At 72.3% G+C, this 15,218-nt stretch carries 15 protein-coding genes; 9 read left to right on the forward strand and 6 right to left on the reverse strand.

The annotated features are described in order from the left end of the window. Nucleotides 1-236: 236 nt before the first annotated feature. The gene (gene mce, locus ABZ564_RS14335) at nucleotides 237-665 is read right to left on the reverse strand and encodes a methylmalonyl-CoA epimerase (RefSeq protein ID WP_360854952.1); all 429 of its coding nucleotides are present in this window, start codon (nucleotides 663-665) and stop codon (nucleotides 237-239) included. Nucleotides 666-799: 134 nt separating this feature from the next. Here mce and ABZ564_RS14340 point away from each other — a divergent pair, with 134 nt between their 5' ends. The 4 genes from ABZ564_RS14340 to ABZ564_RS14355 all read left to right on the forward strand — a co-directional run bounded on the left by ABZ564_RS14340 (nucleotide 800) and on the right by ABZ564_RS14355 (nucleotide 7,920). Next, a complete protein-coding gene (locus ABZ564_RS14340; RefSeq protein WP_360854955.1) occupies nucleotides 800-2,002 on the forward strand; it encodes an acetyl-CoA C-acetyltransferase in 1,203 nt (400 codons plus the stop codon). 39 nt (nucleotides 2,003-2,041) lie between these two features. Next, nucleotides 2,042-3,001, forward strand: coding sequence for a methylmalonyl Co-A mutase-associated GTPase MeaB (meaB, locus tag ABZ564_RS14345; RefSeq protein WP_360854958.1), 960 nt, complete (start codon nucleotides 2,042-2,044; stop codon nucleotides 2,999-3,001). 134 nt (nucleotides 3,002-3,135) lie between these two features. After that, entirely contained in the window at nucleotides 3,136-5,616 is a 2,481-nt protein-coding gene (locus ABZ564_RS14350; RefSeq protein ID WP_360854961.1) for a protein kinase, read from the forward strand. 36 nt (nucleotides 5,617-5,652) lie between these two features. Further along, nucleotides 5,653-7,920: a protein kinase gene (locus tag ABZ564_RS14355; RefSeq protein ID WP_360854964.1), complete on the forward strand. Its 2,268-nt coding sequence runs from the start codon at nucleotides 5,653-5,655 to the stop codon at nucleotides 7,918-7,920. Between the two features lie 13 nt (nucleotides 7,921-7,933). On the opposite strand, the gene ABZ564_RS14360 is transcribed toward ABZ564_RS14355, so the two are convergent. From ABZ564_RS14360 to ABZ564_RS14375, 4 genes are all read right to left on the reverse strand, one after another. Beyond that, a complete protein-coding gene (locus ABZ564_RS14360) occupies nucleotides 7,934-8,404 on the reverse strand; it encodes a MarR family transcriptional regulator (protein ID WP_360854967.1) in 471 nt (156 codons plus the stop codon). 143 nt (nucleotides 8,405-8,547) lie between these two features. Then, nucleotides 8,548-9,270: an AIM24 family protein gene (locus ABZ564_RS14365; RefSeq protein WP_360854970.1), complete on the reverse strand. Its 723-nt coding sequence runs from the start codon at nucleotides 9,268-9,270 to the stop codon at nucleotides 8,548-8,550. Beyond that, nucleotides 9,267-9,917 (reverse strand): AIM24 family protein, encoded by a 651-nt coding sequence (locus ABZ564_RS14370; RefSeq protein WP_360854973.1) that lies wholly within the window; start codon nucleotides 9,915-9,917, stop codon nucleotides 9,267-9,269. Before ABZ564_RS14370 ends, ABZ564_RS14365 begins: the two co-directional genes overlap by 4 nt. Further along, a complete protein-coding gene (locus ABZ564_RS14375; RefSeq protein ID WP_360855193.1) occupies nucleotides 9,917-10,549 on the reverse strand; it encodes an AIM24 family protein in 633 nt (210 codons plus the stop codon). Before ABZ564_RS14375 ends, ABZ564_RS14370 begins: the two co-directional genes overlap by 1 nt. Nucleotides 10,550-10,806: 257 nt before the next feature. Here ABZ564_RS14375 and ABZ564_RS14380 point away from each other — a divergent pair, with 257 nt between their 5' ends. From ABZ564_RS14380 to ABZ564_RS14400, 5 genes are all read left to right on the forward strand, one after another. Continuing rightward, nucleotides 10,807-11,157 carry a DUF3817 domain-containing protein gene (locus ABZ564_RS14380; protein WP_360854976.1) on the forward strand — a complete coding sequence of 117 codons (351 nt, stop codon included), beginning with the start codon at nucleotides 10,807-10,809 and terminating at the stop codon, nucleotides 11,155-11,157. Then, nucleotides 11,154-11,447, forward strand: a complete 294-nt coding sequence (locus ABZ564_RS14385) for an MTH1187 family thiamine-binding protein (RefSeq protein WP_143619700.1) — start codon at nucleotides 11,154-11,156, stop codon at nucleotides 11,445-11,447. The genes ABZ564_RS14380 and ABZ564_RS14385 overlap by 4 nt, the downstream gene beginning before the upstream one ends. Nucleotides 11,448-11,645: 198 nt before the next feature. Then, complete coding sequence (locus ABZ564_RS14390; RefSeq protein WP_360855196.1) at nucleotides 11,646-12,155, forward strand: MarR family transcriptional regulator; 510 nt, start codon at nucleotides 11,646-11,648, stop codon at nucleotides 12,153-12,155. 65 nt (nucleotides 12,156-12,220) lie between these two features. Beyond that, nucleotides 12,221-12,556: a DUF3817 domain-containing protein gene (locus tag ABZ564_RS14395; protein ID WP_360854980.1), complete on the forward strand. Its 336-nt coding sequence runs from the start codon at nucleotides 12,221-12,223 to the stop codon at nucleotides 12,554-12,556. A gap of 79 nt (nucleotides 12,557-12,635) precedes the next feature. After that, a complete protein-coding gene (locus ABZ564_RS14400) occupies nucleotides 12,636-14,336 on the forward strand; it encodes a methylmalonyl-CoA mutase family protein (protein WP_360854983.1) in 1,701 nt (566 codons plus the stop codon). A 27-nt stretch (nucleotides 14,337-14,363) separates the two neighbouring features. On the opposite strand, the gene ABZ564_RS14405 is transcribed toward ABZ564_RS14400, so the two are convergent. After that, the gene (locus ABZ564_RS14405) at nucleotides 14,364-14,993 is read right to left on the reverse strand and encodes a TetR/AcrR family transcriptional regulator (RefSeq protein ID WP_360854986.1); all 630 of its coding nucleotides are present in this window, start codon (nucleotides 14,991-14,993) and stop codon (nucleotides 14,364-14,366) included. Nucleotides 14,994-15,218: the final 225 nt, after the last annotated feature.

The raw sequence follows: 15,218 nt of genomic DNA on the forward strand, positions 1-15,218 counted from the left end.
CGGTCCATCCTTCCCCGAGCTCTCAACTCTTCCCCGAGCTCTCAACTTCGTTCGAGCAGGGGATGCCCCACTGAGCAGGGAAGACCCCGACCCTGGTCGCAAACTCCACACGAGTGCCGTCCGCCGGTGAACGGCCCCCCGGGGAATGGTGACAGATCAACGGCTGAGGACGCGGCGCGGCCCCGACCCGGCCCCGGCCCGGAACAGCCCACTCTACCGGGCCGGTCCGGCTCGGGTCAGTGCTCCGTCTTCGCCGTGACCAGTTCGGTGAGGACGCCGTGGCAGTCCTTGGGGTGGAGGAAGGTGATCCGGGACCCCATCGACCCCGTCCTGGGCTCGTCGTACAGCACCCTGACCCCCTTCCCGCGGATGTCCGCGGCGTCGGCGTCGACGTCGGCCGTGCCGAAGGCGATGTGGTGCACGCCCTCCCCGTTCTTGGCCAGCCATTTGCCCACGGCGGAGTCCTCCCGGGTGGGCTCCAGGAGCTGGAGGTAGGAGGCGCCCCCGTCGGACGTATCGTTGATCTTGAGCATGGCCTCCCGTACGCCCTGCTCCTCGTTGACCTCGGAGTGGAAGACCTCGAACCCGTAGGTCGAGCGGTAGAACTCGACGGTCGCGTCGAGGTCGAAACAGGCGATCCCGATGTGGTCGATTCGCGTCAGCATGGGACCAGTGCAGCGCGCTGCGGATGGTTACGCAACGTGCGCGCGATCACACCCGCTGCCGGATGACTGGACGGGTACCGCTCAGTACATTCAAGTAAACCCTCGTTCACATCCAACCCAAGGGGCTGTGCCTCATGTCAGGAACGACCGGTACCACCTCCGTGATCGTCGCGGGCGCCCGGACGCCCATGGGCCGGCTCCTCGGCTCCCTGAAGAGTTTCTCCGCGGCCGACCTCGGCGGCTTCGCCATCAAGGCGGCGCTGGACCGGGCCGGCATCGGCGGCGACCAGGTCGAGTACGTGATCATGGGCCAGGTGCTCCAGGCCGGCGCGGGCCAGATCCCCGCCCGCCAGGCCGCCGTCAAGGCCGGCATCCCGATGAACGTCCCCGCGCTCACCGTCAACAAGGTGTGCCTCTCCGGGCTCGACGCCATCGCCCTGGCCGACCAGCTCATCCGCGCCGGCGAGTTCGACGTCGTCGTGGCGGGCGGCCAGGAGTCCATGACGAACGCCCCGCACCTGCTCCCGAAGTCCCGCGAGGGCCACAAGTACGGGGCGATCGAGATGCTCGACTCGATGGCGTACGACGGTCTGACCGACGCCTACGACAACATCCCGATGGGCGAGTCCACCGAGAGGCACAACACCCGCCTCGGCCTCGACCGCGCCGCCCAGGACGAGATCGGCGCCCTGTCCCACCAGCGCGCCGCCGCCGCGCAGAAGAACGGCCTGTTCGAGGCGGAGATCGCCCCGGTCGAGATCCCGCAGCGCAAGGGCGACCCGGTCCTCTTCTCCCAGGACGAGGGCATCCGCCCCGAGACCACCGTCGAGTCCCTCGGCAAGCTGCGCCCGGCCTTCGCCAAGGACGGCACGATCACCGCGGGCACCTCCTCGCAGATCTCCGACGGCGCCGCCGCGGTCGTCGTCATGAGCAGGGCCAAGGCCGAGGAGCTGGGCCTGGACTGGATCGCCGAGATCGGCGCCCACGGCAACGTGGCGGGCCCGGACAACTCGCTCCAGTCGCAGCCCTCGGGCGCCATCCGGCACGCCCTGAAGAAGGAGGGCATCGGCGTCGAGGACCTCGACCTCATCGAGATCAACGAGGCGTTCGCGGCCGTCGCCGTCCAGTCCATGAAGGACCTCGGCGTCGGCTCGGACAAGGTCAACGTCAACGGCGGCGCCATCGCGCTCGGCCACCCCATCGGCATGTCCGGCGCCCGCGTGGTGCTGCACCTGGCGCTGGAGCTCAAGCGGCGCGGCGGCGGCACCGGTGCGGCGGCGCTGTGCGGCGGCGGCGGCCAGGGCGACGCGCTGATCCTGCGCGTTCCGGGCAAGTAACGCGGTACGAGAACAGACAGCGAGCGGAACGGAGCGGTGATGGTGGACGTCCCCACCCTGGTGGAGCAGGCCCGCGCGGGCGGACCGCGGGCGGTGGCCCGGCTCATCTCCCTGGTGGAGGGGGCCTCGCCGCAGCTGCGCGAGGTGATGGCGGCCCTTGCGCCGCTGGCGGGCAATGCCTACGTCGTCGGCCTGACCGGTTCGCCGGGCGTCGGCAAGTCCACGTCGACGTCGGCGCTCGTCTCCGCGTACCGGAAGCAGGGCAAGCGGGTCGCCGTCCTCGCCGTCGACCCGTCCTCGCCGTTCTCCGGCGGCGCGCTGCTCGGCGACCGGGTCCGGATGTCGGACCACGCGTCCGACCCGGGCGTCTACATCCGCTCCATGGCGACCCGCGGCCACCTCGGCGGCCTCGCCTGGGCGGCCCCGCAGGCGATCCGGGTGCTGGACGCGTCGGGCTTCGACGTGATCCTGGTGGAGACCGTGGGCGTCGGCCAGTCGGAGGTGGAGATCGCCTCCCAGGCCGACACCTCGGTCGTCCTCCTCGCCCCCGGCATGGGTGACGGCATCCAGGCCGCCAAGGCCGGGATCCTGGAGATCGGCGACGTGTACGTCGTGAACAAGGCCGACCGGGACGGCGCGGACGCCACCGCCCGCGAGCTCAACCACATGCTGGGCCTCGGGGAGTCCCGGGGCCCCGGCGACTGGCGGCCGCCGATCGTGAAGACGGTCGCCGCCCGGGGCGAGGGCGTCGACGAGGTGGTCGAGGCCCTGGAGAAACACCGGGCGTGGATGGAGGAACACGGCGTTCTCGCCGAGCGGCGCGCGGCCCGTGCCGCCCGCGAGGTCGAGACGATCACGGTCACCCGCCTCCGCGAGCGCATCGGCACCCTGCACGGCGACCGCCGTCTCGACGCCCTCGCCGAACGCATCGTGGCCGGCCGCCTCGACCCGTACGCGGCGGCGGACGAACTGGTGGCGGGGCTGACGGGCGGGAGCTGACGGGCGGGAGCTGACGGCCGGGGCCTCCCGTACGCGGCGTGCGGGCCGCGTCCGGGCCTCCCGTACGCGCCTCGACTCCCGCACCCCCGTGGCAGGATGGCCGCCGGTCATGCGCACGAGGGGGGAAGTGGCACATGCTCGGTCCGCTCAGGGACGACTCGCCCAGGACGATCGGCCCGTACACGATCCTGGCCCGGCTGGGCGCGGGCGGCATGGGGGAGGTCTTCCTCGGTGACCGGGGCGACTCCACCGCCCCCGTCGCCGTCAAGACCGTCCGCCGCGACGTGGCGCAGGACCCCGCCTTCCGCAGCCGGTTCCGCCGCGAGATCACCGTCGCCCGGTCCGTCACCGGCAACCACCTCGCCCCGCTGCTCGACGGGGACGCCGACGCCGAGGTGCCCTGGCTCGCCACCGCCTACGTGGCCGGGCCGACGCTGTCCGCCGCCGTGCGCGGAGCGGGCGCGATGGACGAGGCGGAGGTGCGGATGCTGGGCGCCGGGATCGCCCGTGCCCTGGCGGCCGTGCACGCGGCGGGGATCGTGCACCGGGACGTGAAGCCGGGCAACGTCATGCTCGCCGCCGACGGCCCCCGCCTCATCGACTTCGGGATCGCCCGGGACACCGGCGCCACCCCGCTCACCACCACCAGCCGGATGGTCGGCAGCCCCGCCTTCATGTCACCGGAGCACGTCGCGGGCAGCGGACGCGTCGTCCCGGCCTCCGACGTCTTCTGCCTCGCCTCGGTGCTCTGCTTCGCCGCCACCGGGCGCGACCCGTTCGGCGACGGGCCGGTGGCGGCCGTCCTGTACCGCGTCAAGTACGTCGAGGCCGACCTCGCGGACGTGCCCGAGGCGCTGCGCGCGGTCCTGGCGGACTGCCTCACCGCCGACCCGGCCGCCCGCCCCACCGCCGCCGGACTCGCGGAACGGCTCGCGCCCGGCGCCGCCTCCCGGTGGCCCGCCTCGGTCGGCGGGCAGATCGCGGAGTACGAAAGGGAGTTGGCTCGCGTCACCGCACTGGGCGGGCCCCTGCTGCCCGGCTACACGCCCACCCGGGCGGCCACCGGCAGTCTGGCCGCCCCGCACCAACTGCCGACGCGCGGAACGGACTTCGCCCCGGGCCTGCACCTCGCACCCACCCAGGGCCCGGGCCTCGCCGCGCCCCCGCGTCGCCCGGGACGCGGCCTCGCGGCGGCCCTGGTGTCCCTGGTCCTGCTGGGCGCGGCCACCGGCGGGTACCTGGCGTGGCGTGAGCGCGGCCCGGCCGAGGGGGCGCCGGGCGGCAGTGCGCAGGCGGCCACCATCGTGGCGGGCGTGGGCGAGAAGGGCGGCCCGGACGCCTCGGGCACCGTCCCGTACGGCCGCGACGTACGCCCCACCGGCTGGAAGAAGCCCTGGCGGGGGAAGTTCGCCGAGCCCCCGCTCGGCTGCTCGGCGGGCCGTGACGTGCTGGTGTGCCGGCTCGTCGACGGCACGTACGAGGCGCTGTCGGCGGCGGACGGGCACCGGATGTGGACGCTGGACACCGGGAAGTCCTCCCGCTCGGCGGGCTGGGGCCCCCGCGGGCAGTTCTTCATGCCGGCCGGTGCCACCCTTCCCACGGTCCATGACGACACCGTGCTGCTCGCCGCGGCCGACCGGCTCCAGTCGCTGGACGCGCGCACGGGGAAGGTCCGCTGGGAGGCCAGGTCCGGAGGCGCGCACGGCCTGGAGAGTGCCCCGGTCGTGGCCGGCGACCTGGTCTTCGCCTCCACCACCTCGGCGCCCGAGGGTGCCGAACTCGGCGCGTACGACCGGAGGACGGGCGCCGAGAAGTGGCGGAAGCCCTTGGCCGCGGAGGACATATCCAACGCCCAGAAGGGAAACTTCTGGCCGGTCGCCACCGATGGCGAAGTCCTGTACGCCATCGGTGAGGAAGCACCGAAGGCGTATCGTCCGGCCGACGGCGAACTGCTGGGCACGGCGGGCGGTCAGGCGGTGCAGGGGGAGGGCAGCGGCCGGAACACGGGATGCGGGGAGCTTCGGGTGCGAGGCCGGTTCGCGTTCTGCACGACGATCGTTCCCACCGGCGACGATCTGTCCGACCCGGGCAGCGAGGAGATCTCGGTGCTGCGCTTCGGCGCGGGGGATCTCGAGGCCCGGGGCCGGCTGCCGCTGGGGTCCGATCTCGCGTCCGACGCCGAACTGGCCGCCCTCGACGGCCGCGTGGCCGTGCTCCGCACGGGCGGGACATCCATGGAAAGCGGGACCGGCGAGATCGTTGTGGTGGGGCAGGAGAACGGCCGGATACGGGGGCGGTTCCCGCTCGGCACGAAGCCGGAACCGGGAATGAGCAACCCCGTCTCCACGCCCCTCATCGTCGCCGACACGGTCGTCTGGGCCGACAGCACGACGCTGTACACCGTCCCCCTCCGCCCCGACGGCACCACCGGCGCCCTGGCCCGCACCCGGATTCCGGGCGCGCCGGGACCGAGCAGAACACCCACGTACGACTCCGTCACCGATGGCGTGGAGCTGGAGAAGGAACTGCTCGATCCCCAGGTGCTGCCCCTGGGCGGGGTCGTCCACATCGTCTACGACGACGGCACCGCGGTCTCCGTACCGCTGCCCGGGTGACCCCGCACCGACCGGACCGACCGAGGAGAGCGCACAGTGATCCAGCCGCTGCCGGCCGGGCGGGCCCGGCTGATCGGGCCGTACCAGCTGCTCGGGCTGCTCGGGGCGGGCGGCATGGGCGAGGTGTATCTCGCCCGGCCCGTGGGAGCCCCGGGGCTCGTCGCCCTGAAGACCGTTCGGCCCGACCTGGACCTCGACGACGGCTTCCGGGTCCGCTTCCGCCGCGAGATCGCCGCCGCCGAGGCCGTCCGCAGCCCGCACACCGCCGCGCTCGTGGGCGGCGACGCGAGCGGCCGGCTGCCGTGGCTCGCCACCGAATACGTCCCGGGCCCCTCGCTCGCCGAGGCGGTGACCCGGGGCGGGCCGCTTCCCGAAGCGGCGGTCCGGGCCCTCGGCGCGGGGCTGGCCCTGGCCCTGGCGGACATGCACGCCGTGCGCGTCCTGCACCGCGACCTGAAGCCGGGCAACGTGCTCCTCGGGCCGGACGGGCCCAAGGTCATCGACTTCGGGATCGCCCAGGCGTTCGACGCCACCCAGCTCACCCGCCCCGGTGTCGTCGTCGGCAGCCCCGGCTACATCTCGCCCGAGCACGTCGACGGCTCCCGCGCCCTGGTGCCCGCGTCCGACGTGTTCTGCCTGGGCGCGGTGCTGGCGTTCGCGGCCACGGGGCGCGGGCCGTTCGACGACTCCGACATGGCCGCCGTGATCTTCCGGATCTCGCGGGGCGAGGCCGAACTCTCCCGCGTACCGCCCGCTCTGCGCCCGGTCGTCGAGGCGTGCCTGCGCAGCGGCCCCGCCGCCCGGCCCGCGCCCCGGCAGCTGGCGGACCTGCTCCTTCCGGAGCGGCCCGCCCCCGGCGCCTTCCCCTGGACCGACGCGGTACGCGGGCAGTTGGCCGCCCACGCGGCGGCGGCCGACGCCTGCGCACGGGCGGCCGCACCCGCGCCGGCCGTCCCGCCGCTCCCGCCCCACCACTCGGCGTTCGCCCGCACGCCCGTCGCGCCGGTGCCGGTGCCGGTGCCGGAGGAGCGGACGGGCGGCAGGGGGCTGCGGCTCGGGTTCGCGGCGTTGGCGACGGCGGCGTGCGTCGCCCTGGGCGCGGTCCTCCTGCCCGGGATCTTCGCCGGGGACGACGGGCGGGACGACACCGGCGGGGACCCGCGGCCGACTGCCTCCGCCTCCGGGGCGGTGTCCGCCGGGGGAGCCGGCCGGGTCGTCTTCCCGGGCGCGGACCCGGGCCGCACCGGTGACTTCGGCACGACGGCGGCCGATGTCTCCATGCGGCCGGCGGGCTGGAAGGCGTGGCACGCCCAGGTCGACGACGGTCCCGTGACGTGCGTGCTCGCCGGTGCGTCACTGGTGTGCGCGGGCCCCCGCCGCATCACCGCGCTGGCGGCGGCGGACGGCAGGCGGCTGTGGCGCGGCCCGCGCACCGGCTCCGGGCCCACCTCGGTGGCGGCGGTTCGCGACACCACCGTCTACGCCTTCGAGGGCGGCGCCCTGGTGGCGCGCGGGCTGGACGACGGCGGCGAGAAGTGGCGCGAACCGCTGCCGGACGGGGTCGCGGTGGCCGACTCCGTACAGTCCGGCGACGTCCTCTACTACGCGACGAAGGCCCCCGGCTCCGCCACCGGCCGGCTGACCGCCCGCCGCCTGACGGGCGACCACGACCGGCTCTGGGACGAGGAGTGGCGGGAGCCGGCCGACGACGCGGAACTCCTCCTGGACGACGGCCGCCTCGTGGCGGCCGGTGACGCGGTCACCGTCCTGAAGACGGCGGACGGTTCACGCACGGCGGGCCTCCCGGCGGACGAGGTGACCTGCCGCACCCCGGTTCTGAAGGGCAGGGAACTCCTGTGCGCGGGCCCGGACGGCCTGACCGTGGTCGACGTGACGTCCCCGGCGAGCCGCCGCCCCCTCGCCCCCGGTGTGGACATCGCCTACCGCCCGGCGCTCTCGCGGGACGGCACCGTCGTGGTGAGCAGCAGGGAGCGGCTGTACGCGTTCGGGGTGGCGGACGGGCAGCAGCGCTGGGCGACATGCGAGTGCGGCGACGGGCTGGAGACGCAGGGTGCGCCGTTCGTCGTCGGTGAGAGCGCCCTCGTGGTGGAGGGATACGGGCCCGGAACGATCGACCTCGCCTCCGAGGGGGAAACGGCGCCCACGGGCTCCGGGCTGATCCGCGCGTGGCCCGGCGATCCCGGAGAGCCGGTCGACCCGGCGACGGTCTCGCTCATCGCGCAGGGCGACGCGCTGTTCATGAGCTTCGGCAACGGGACGGTACTCTCCGCCTACGCCCCCTGACGCGCGGCGGAGCTCAGCCCCGCTGCGCCCGCAAATGCTCCGCCACCGGCGCCAGCGCCGCGTGCAGCTCGGCCAGCGCCTCGGGCGAAAGCAGGTCCATGAAGTGCTTGCGGACCGAGGCCACATGGTGCGGCGCGACCTTCCGCATGGTCTCCGCTCCCTCATCGGTGAGGACCGCGTACAGGCCCCGGCGGTCCGACTCGCAGTTCTCCCGGCGGACCAGGCCCGCGTTCTCCATGCGGGTGATCTGGTGCGAGAGACGGCTCTTGGACTGGAGGGTGGCGCCCGCGAGGTCGCTCATCCGCATCCGGCGGTCGTCCGACTCCGACAGGTTGACGAGAATCTCGTAGTCGTTCATGGTCAGGCCGAACGGCTGGAGATCCTTCTCCAGTTGGTGCGTCAGCAGCCTGCCGACGTCCAGGTGGGTGCGCCAGGCGCACTGCTCGGCGTCGCTCAGCCAGCGGGTGGCCGTCTCGGTCTCCATGTATGGATTCTACCTAAGAAGTTGAAAGCCGGACGAAGTGTGGGGGTGTGACGCCCGGCACGGTGCGGGCCGGGACGGGGCGCAGGCGTTCGACGTCACGCTCCGCAGACTATCGTTTACGAACCGAAGCGATGCCGGGCGCCTCACCCCGGCCGGCCGGCCCCCCGGGGTGAGACGCCCGGCACCCCCGCCTGCTGCGGCACCGCTCCCGTCGGCTGTTCGGCCATCAGCGCCTCGGAGGACTGGAGCAGCACCGTACCGGCGCCCACGAACTCGAACTGGTGCTCCTCGCCGGAGGCCCCGCCGAACCCGGTGAGCGCCCGCAGCCCGCCCAGCACGCCGGTCATGTAGCCGTGGTCGTAGTGGTGGCAGGGGGACGGGCAGTCCGCCCAGCCCACCAGCGCCTGCGGGTCCACCCGCAGCGGCGGCTCCATGAAGACCACCGGCCCGTTGGACGCGGCGACGAACTTGCCCGTGCCGATCAGCGTCAGGAACCCGGGCACGATCGACTGCTTCAGCGCCAGCGACGGCTGGTACGCGAGCAGGTTGCCGGACCGGATCGTCAGGTTCCCGTCGTCCAGGTCGTAGGAGTTCACGTCGAAGGCCCGGTCGGCGAGCAGCATCTTGCCGTTGCCCTCGGCCACCACCCAGTCGCTCGCGTGCAGCGGCGAGTGGAAGCTCGCCCGGACCAGCCCCTCGAACCGGCCGTGCCCGATGCCGTCGAAGCCGATCTGCCCGTAGTAGGCGATCATCTTGCCCTTCTGCAGGAACCACTGGCTCCCCTTGAGCTCCACGCAGAAGGTGTACGCGTTGACGTTGTCGTCCGACGGCAGCGTCATCGGGTCGAAGACCACGGGCCCGTTCACAGCTTCTCCTCCGACGCCTGGACGTACACCGCACCGTTGCCGCTCAGCTCCAGCTGGAAGCCCTCGCCCGAGCCGCGTCCCACCATCTCGCGCCAGCCGAGCGCGGTGGAGAGCTTGTTGCGTACGTCGCCGTGGTGGGCGACGTACGCCTGGGGGTCGACGTGTATGTCACGGCCCGGGGTGATCGGCAGCTCGATGACCCCGCCGTGCGCCATCACCGCCACCGCGCCGTGCCCCTGGAGCGTCGTGGTGAACAGGCCCTGCCCGGTCACCTGGCCGCGCACCATGCCCATCACCCCGCCCTGCGAACCCATGAACATCGTGCCCTGCCGGAGCGACCCGTCGAAGGCGAGCAGCCGGTCCGCCTCCACGTAGAGGGTGTCGCCCGAGAGGTTGATCACGTGGATGTGGTGGCCGCCGTGGCCGAACATCACCGTGCCGTTGCCCTCGACCGTCATCAGCGGGGTCGCCTCGTTCGCCAGCCGGCGGCCGATCATCGACATCACACCGCCCTGGCCGCCCTGGATGTTCGGCGTGAACGCCACCTCACCCCGGTACGCGAGCATCGCCCCGCGCTGGCTGAACATCTTCTGGCCGGGGATCACCGTCGCCTCGACCATCTTCGAGTTGACCTCTCGGAACGGCATCAGACGTTCCCCCCGATCGTGTTCCGCTCGCTGGGCTGCACGTAGACCAGTCCCTCACCCTCGAAACGGATCTGGAAGGACTCGCCCGAGCCCTCCCCGATCAGCGTCCGGAAGTTCACCCCGGACTGGAAGTGCTGCTGGAGGCTGCCCTGATGGGCGATGTAGGCGCCCGGGTCGACGAACAGCGGGTACTGGGGGGAGACCCGCAGCACCACGGCCGTGCCGTCCGACATGATCGCCGCCTGGCCGGTCCCCTCGACGGTGGTGGTGAACAGGCCGTTGCCCGTCGCCCCGCCGCGCAGGCCGGTGAACGTGGTGCCGGTGCGCAGCCCCGCGTCGGTGCAGAGCAGATTGCTCGCCTCGACGTACAGCTTGTCGCCGTGCAGCGAGACGAGGTTGATCTCGCTCGCCCGGTCCGCGAAGTAGCAGGTGCCCTGCCCGGTGACCTGCATCACCGCCATCGACTCGCCGGTCAGCCGGCGGGTCACCATCCCGCGCAGTCCCTCCCCGCCACCCGTCATCTTCTTGAACGACATCCGGCCCTCGTACGCGACCATCGAGCCGTTCTTCGCCTTGACGGCATCGTCGGCCAGATCGACCGCGAGCGTCTTGCTTCCCTCAAGCCGGAACATTGCCACCCGGCGAAAATAGCGTCAGCCACCGCTGCCGGAACAGAGGGCGACCATGCGACCGGGCGCCCGCGAGCGCCCTTGGTACGCATCCGGTACGGGACCCGGACGCGATCGGGACGTACGCGTCCCGGAACGCCGGGGCCGGCCGGCTCCCCGCCAGGACCCGCCGCCGGGCGCGCCCGGCCGCGATGTCACAATGGGTGCCGCTTGTGCGTGCGTTCACAAGCTGTCACGCCCCTCCCACCGAAGGTGCCCCCGTGGACATCAAGACCGCTACCGCCCTGCACCGGCTGCGCCTCATCTCGATTCCCGAGGCGCTGTCCTTCCCGGCGCTGATCATCTTCGGCTCGGTGCTGAGCCGGGTCTCCGACATCGACTTCCTGATGATGCCGCTGGGCATGCTGCACGGCGTGCTCTTCGTCATCTACGTCGTGCTGCTCCTCGACGTGTGGACGAAGACCAAGTGGCCGCTCAAGCGCGTCGCGTTCTTCTTCCTGCTGTGCGTCCTGCCGTTCGGCGGTCTGTACGGGGACAAGGTGCTCAAGCGCTACGAGGCGGACGGCGTCATCGCCGCCCGGGCCCGCCGGGAAGGCACGGTCAGCGCATGATCGTCGCGTTCTCCGTCAGCCCGCTCGGCGTCGGCGAGGACGTCGGCGAGTACGTCGCCGACGCCGTCCGGGTCGTCCGCGAGTCCGGGCTGCCCAACCGCACCGACGCGATGTTCACGTCCGTCGAAGGGGAGTGGGACGAAGTGATGGACGTCGTGAAGCGCGCCGTCGCCGCCGTCGAGGCACGCGCCGGGCGGGTCTCCCTCGTCCTGAAGGCCGACATCCGCCCCGGCGTCACGGACGGACTGACCTCCAAGGTCGAGACGGTCGAGCGGTACCTCGCGGAGTGATCCCGCGCCCCCGACGAGCCCCTGCCGGTCCCGGCGGGGGCTCGTCCCGTCCCGGCACTCTCGGCACGGCCGTCCCCGGCACGCCCCGCCTGGTCCCGCCGGCCGCCGGGACCCGCGGAACCGCACGCGCCGTCGAGCGCCGGACCGAAGTGCGAGACGGGGAGGACCGCCAAGTTCCCCATGGGTAAGGTCGTGGCCGTGCCGAAGCCGCTCAGCCTTCCCTTCGATCCCATCGCCCGCGCCGACGAGCTCTGGCAGCAGCGCTGGGGCCCGGTGCCGTCCATGGCGGCGATCACCTCGATCATGCGGGCACAGCAGATCCTGCTCGCCGAGGTCGACGCCGTCGTCAAGCCGTACGGGCTGACCTTCGCGCGGTACGAGGCGCTGGTGCTGCTCACCTTCTCCAAGGCGGGTGAGCTGCCGATGTCCAAGATCGGCGAGCGGCTGATGGTGCACCCGACGTCCGTGACGAACACGGTGGACCGGCTGGTGCGCTCCGGCCTGGTCGACAAGCGCCCGAACCCCAACGACGGGCGGGGCACGCTGGCCTCCATCACCGACAAGGGCCGCGAGGTCGTCGAGTCGGCCACCCGGGACCTGGTCGCGATGGAGTTCGGGCTCGGGGCGTACGACGCCGAGGAGTGCGCCGAGATCTTCGCGCTGCTGCGGCCCCTGCGCATCGCCGCGCGGGACTTCGAGGAGGACTGAGCGACGCCGTTCCGGGCCCCGGCCCGCTGCAAGATCGCCCCGGACGTCCGGTTACGCTCGATGGCATGAAACGCAGTGTGCTGACCCGATACCGGGTGATGGCTTACGTCACCGCCGTCATGTTGCTGATCCTCTGCGTGTGCATGATCTTCAAATACGGCTTCGACAAGGGCGAGGGCCTGACGCTCGTCGTCTCCCAGATCCACGGCGTGCTGTACATCATCTACCTGATCTTCGCCTTCGACCTGGGCTCCAAGGCGAAGTGGCCGATGGGCAAGCTGCTCTGGGTGCTCCTCTCGGGCACGATCCCGACGGCCGCGTTCTTCGTCGAGCGCAAGGTCGTCCGCGAGATCGAGCCGCTGGTCACGGACGCGACGCCCGCCGCCCCCGCGAAGGTCTGACACCCCCCGACCGCCCCGCGCGAAGCGCCGGGCGGTTTGTCATCGACATGTACTAGGACGTCCTAGTAAATTGGAGGGTATGGACGCTGAAGCGATCGAGGAAGGCCGCCGCCGCTGGCAGGCCCGTTACGACAAGGCCCGCAAGCGTGACGCGGACTTCACCACGCTCTCCGGGGACCCGGTCGAGCCCGTGTACGGCCCCCGCCCCGGGGACGCGTACGAGGGCTTCGAGCGGATCGGCTGGCCCGGCGAGTACCCCTTCACCCGGGGGCTCCACCCGACCGGCTACCGGGGCCGCACCTGGACCATCCGCCAGTTCGCGGGCTTCGGCAACGCCGAGCAGACCAACGAGCGCTACAAGATGATCCTGGCCGCCGGCGGCGGCGGGCTCAGCGTGGCCTTCGACATGCCGACCCTGATGGGCCGCGACTCCGACGACCCGCGCGCGCTCGGCGAGGTCGGCCACTGCGGCGTCGCCATCGACTCCGCCGCCGACATGGAGGTCCTGTTCCAGGACATCCCGCTCGGTGACGTCACGACGTCGATGACGATCAGCGGCCCGGCCGTCCCGGTCTTCTGCATGTACCTGGTCGCCGCCGAACGCCAGGGCGTCGACCCCGCCGTCCTCAACGGCACGCTCCAGACGGACATCTTCAAGGAGTACATCGCGCAGAAGGAGTGGCTGTTCCAGCCCGAGCCCCATCTGCGCCTCATCGGCGACCTGATGGAGCACTGCGCGAGCTCCATCCCCGCCTACAAGCCGCTCTCCGTCTCCGGGTACCACATCCGCGAGGCCGGGGCGACCGCCGCGCAGGAGCTGGCGTACACCCTCGCCGACGGCTTCGGCTACGTGGAGCTCGGCCTCTCCCGCGGGCTGGACGTCGACACCTTCGCGCCCGGCCTGTCCTTCTTCTTCGACGCGCACCTCGACTTCTTCGAGGAGATCGCCAAGTTCCGCGCCGCCCGCCGGATCTGGGCCCGCTGGATGAAGGAGACGTACGGCGCGAAGACCGACAAGGCCCAGTGGCTGCGCTTCCACACCCAGACCGCCGGGGTCTCCCTCACCGCCCAGCAGCCGTACAACAACGTCGTACGGACGGCCGTCGAGGCCCTGTCCGCCGTCCTCGGCGGCACCAACTCGCTGCACACCAACGCCCTCGACGAGACCCTGGCGCTCCCCTCCGAGCAGGCCGCCGAGATCGCGCTGCGCACCCAGCAGGTGCTGATGGAGGAGACCGGCGTCGCCAACGTGGCCGACCCGCTGGGCGGCTCCTGGTACGTGGAGCAGCTCACCGACCGCATCGAGGCCGACGCCGAGAAGATCTTCGAGCAGATCAAGGAGCGCGGCACCCGCGCCCACCCCGACGGGCAGCACCCGGTCGGACCGATGACCTCCGGCATCCTGCGCGGCATCGAGGACGGCTGGTTCACCGGCGAGATCGCCGAATCCGCGTTCCGCTACCAGCAGGCCCTGGAGAAGGGTGAGAAGAAGGTCGTCGGCGTCAACGTGGCGCACGGCTCGGTCACCGGCGACCTGGAGATCCTCCGGGTCAGCCACGAGGTCGAGCGCGAGCAGGTCCGGGTGCTCGCCGGCCGCAAGGAGGCCCGCGACGACGCCCGGGTGAAGAGCGCCCTGGACGCCATGCTGGCCGCCGCCCGCGACGGCTCGAACATGATCGCGCCGATGCTCGACGCGGTCCGCGCGGAGGCGACCCTCGGCGAGATCTGCGGGGTGCTGCGCGACGAGTGGGGCGTCTACACGGAGCCGCCCGGCTTCTGACACGCGTACGGCCGCCGCCGGACAGGACTAACCGGCGGCGGCCGCGCCCAGGCCCGCCAGGAGCAGCAGCGTGAAGCGCCGGGCCCAGTCGGCGTCGACGGGCTCGGCGCTCACCAGCGTCCGGTGCACGACCGCACCGGCGATCACATCGAAGATCAGGTCCGCCGTCAGGTCCGCCGTCGCCTCGTCCGGTTCGACGGGCAGCTCGCCGCGCTCCTGCGCCCGCCGGCGCCCCTGGAGCACGAGGCGCTTCTGCCGGTCGACGATCGAATCCCGGATGCGGGTCCGCAGCGCCTCGTCCCGTGTCGACTCCGCGACCACCGCCATCAGCGCGGTCCGTGTCTCCGGCCGGTCCAGCAGTGCGGCGAACTGCAGCACCACCGCCTCCACATCGGCGGCCAGGCTGCCCAGGTCCGGCATCTCCAGCTCGTCGAAGAGCACCGCGACCGCGTCCACGACCAGCTCGTTCTTGCCCGCCCAGCGCCGGTATAGGGTCGTCTTGGCGACCCCGGCCCGCGTCGCCACGTCACCCATCGTCAGCTTCGACCAGCCGAGGTCCACGAGGGAGGCTCTGGTCGCCTCGAGGATCGCCTCATCGGCCTCGGCACTGCGCGGGCGTCCGGATCGTGAGGGTTTGGGGTGGCTGCTGCTGGGCATGCCGCGACCATACCCGCCGGTAAGTAAATCCGATCGGTCCCGTTCCCCGTGAGACAGATCACCGAACACTCTTGTGCGCGAGGGGTTGTGGCCAGTTACGCTACGACCCGTAGCGTAAGGCGACGGTCCGGACCGTCGCGGACGCCACGAACGAACGACAGCCACAGGCGCCGGGTGGGGACCGGGCGCCGAACCGGGCCTTCCGGGGCCCCGGGGCCGTGTCTG

It is taken from the genome of Streptomyces sp. NPDC019224, from assembly GCF_040632605.1.
Lineage (GTDB): Bacteria > Actinomycetota > Actinomycetes > Streptomycetales > Streptomycetaceae > Streptomyces.

What these genes read in the sequence shown, in the direction of transcription:
- mce (WP_360854952.1), bottom strand. Translation starts at nt 665, where the DNA reads ATGCTGACGCGAATCGACCACATCGGGATCGCCTGTTTCGACCTCGAC.
- ABZ564_RS14340 (WP_360854955.1), top strand. Translation starts at nt 800, where the DNA reads ATGTCAGGAACGACCGGTACCACCTCCGTGATCGTCGCGGGCGCCCGG.
- meaB (WP_360854958.1), top strand. Translation starts at nt 2,042, where the DNA reads ATGGTGGACGTCCCCACCCTGGTGGAGCAGGCCCGCGCGGGCGGACCG.
- ABZ564_RS14350 (WP_360854961.1), top strand. Translation starts at nt 3,136, where the DNA reads ATGCTCGGTCCGCTCAGGGACGACTCGCCCAGGACGATCGGCCCGTAC.
- ABZ564_RS14360 (WP_360854967.1), bottom strand. Translation starts at nt 8,404, where the DNA reads ATGGAGACCGAGACGGCCACCCGCTGGCTGAGCGACGCCGAGCAGTGC.
- ABZ564_RS14370 (WP_360854973.1), bottom strand. Translation starts at nt 9,917, where the DNA reads ATGCCGTTCCGAGAGGTCAACTCGAAGATGGTCGAGGCGACGGTGATC.
- ABZ564_RS14375 (WP_360855193.1), bottom strand. Translation starts at nt 10,549, where the DNA reads ATGTTCCGGCTTGAGGGAAGCAAGACGCTCGCGGTCGATCTGGCCGAC.
- ABZ564_RS14385 (WP_143619700.1), top strand. Translation starts at nt 11,154, where the DNA reads ATGATCGTCGCGTTCTCCGTCAGCCCGCTCGGCGTCGGCGAGGACGTC.
- ABZ564_RS14395 (WP_360854980.1), top strand. Translation starts at nt 12,221, where the DNA reads ATGAAACGCAGTGTGCTGACCCGATACCGGGTGATGGCTTACGTCACC.
- ABZ564_RS14400 (WP_360854983.1), top strand. Translation starts at nt 12,636, where the DNA reads ATGGACGCTGAAGCGATCGAGGAAGGCCGCCGCCGCTGGCAGGCCCGT.
- ABZ564_RS14405 (WP_360854986.1), bottom strand. Translation starts at nt 14,993, where the DNA reads ATGCCCAGCAGCAGCCACCCCAAACCCTCACGATCCGGACGCCCGCGC.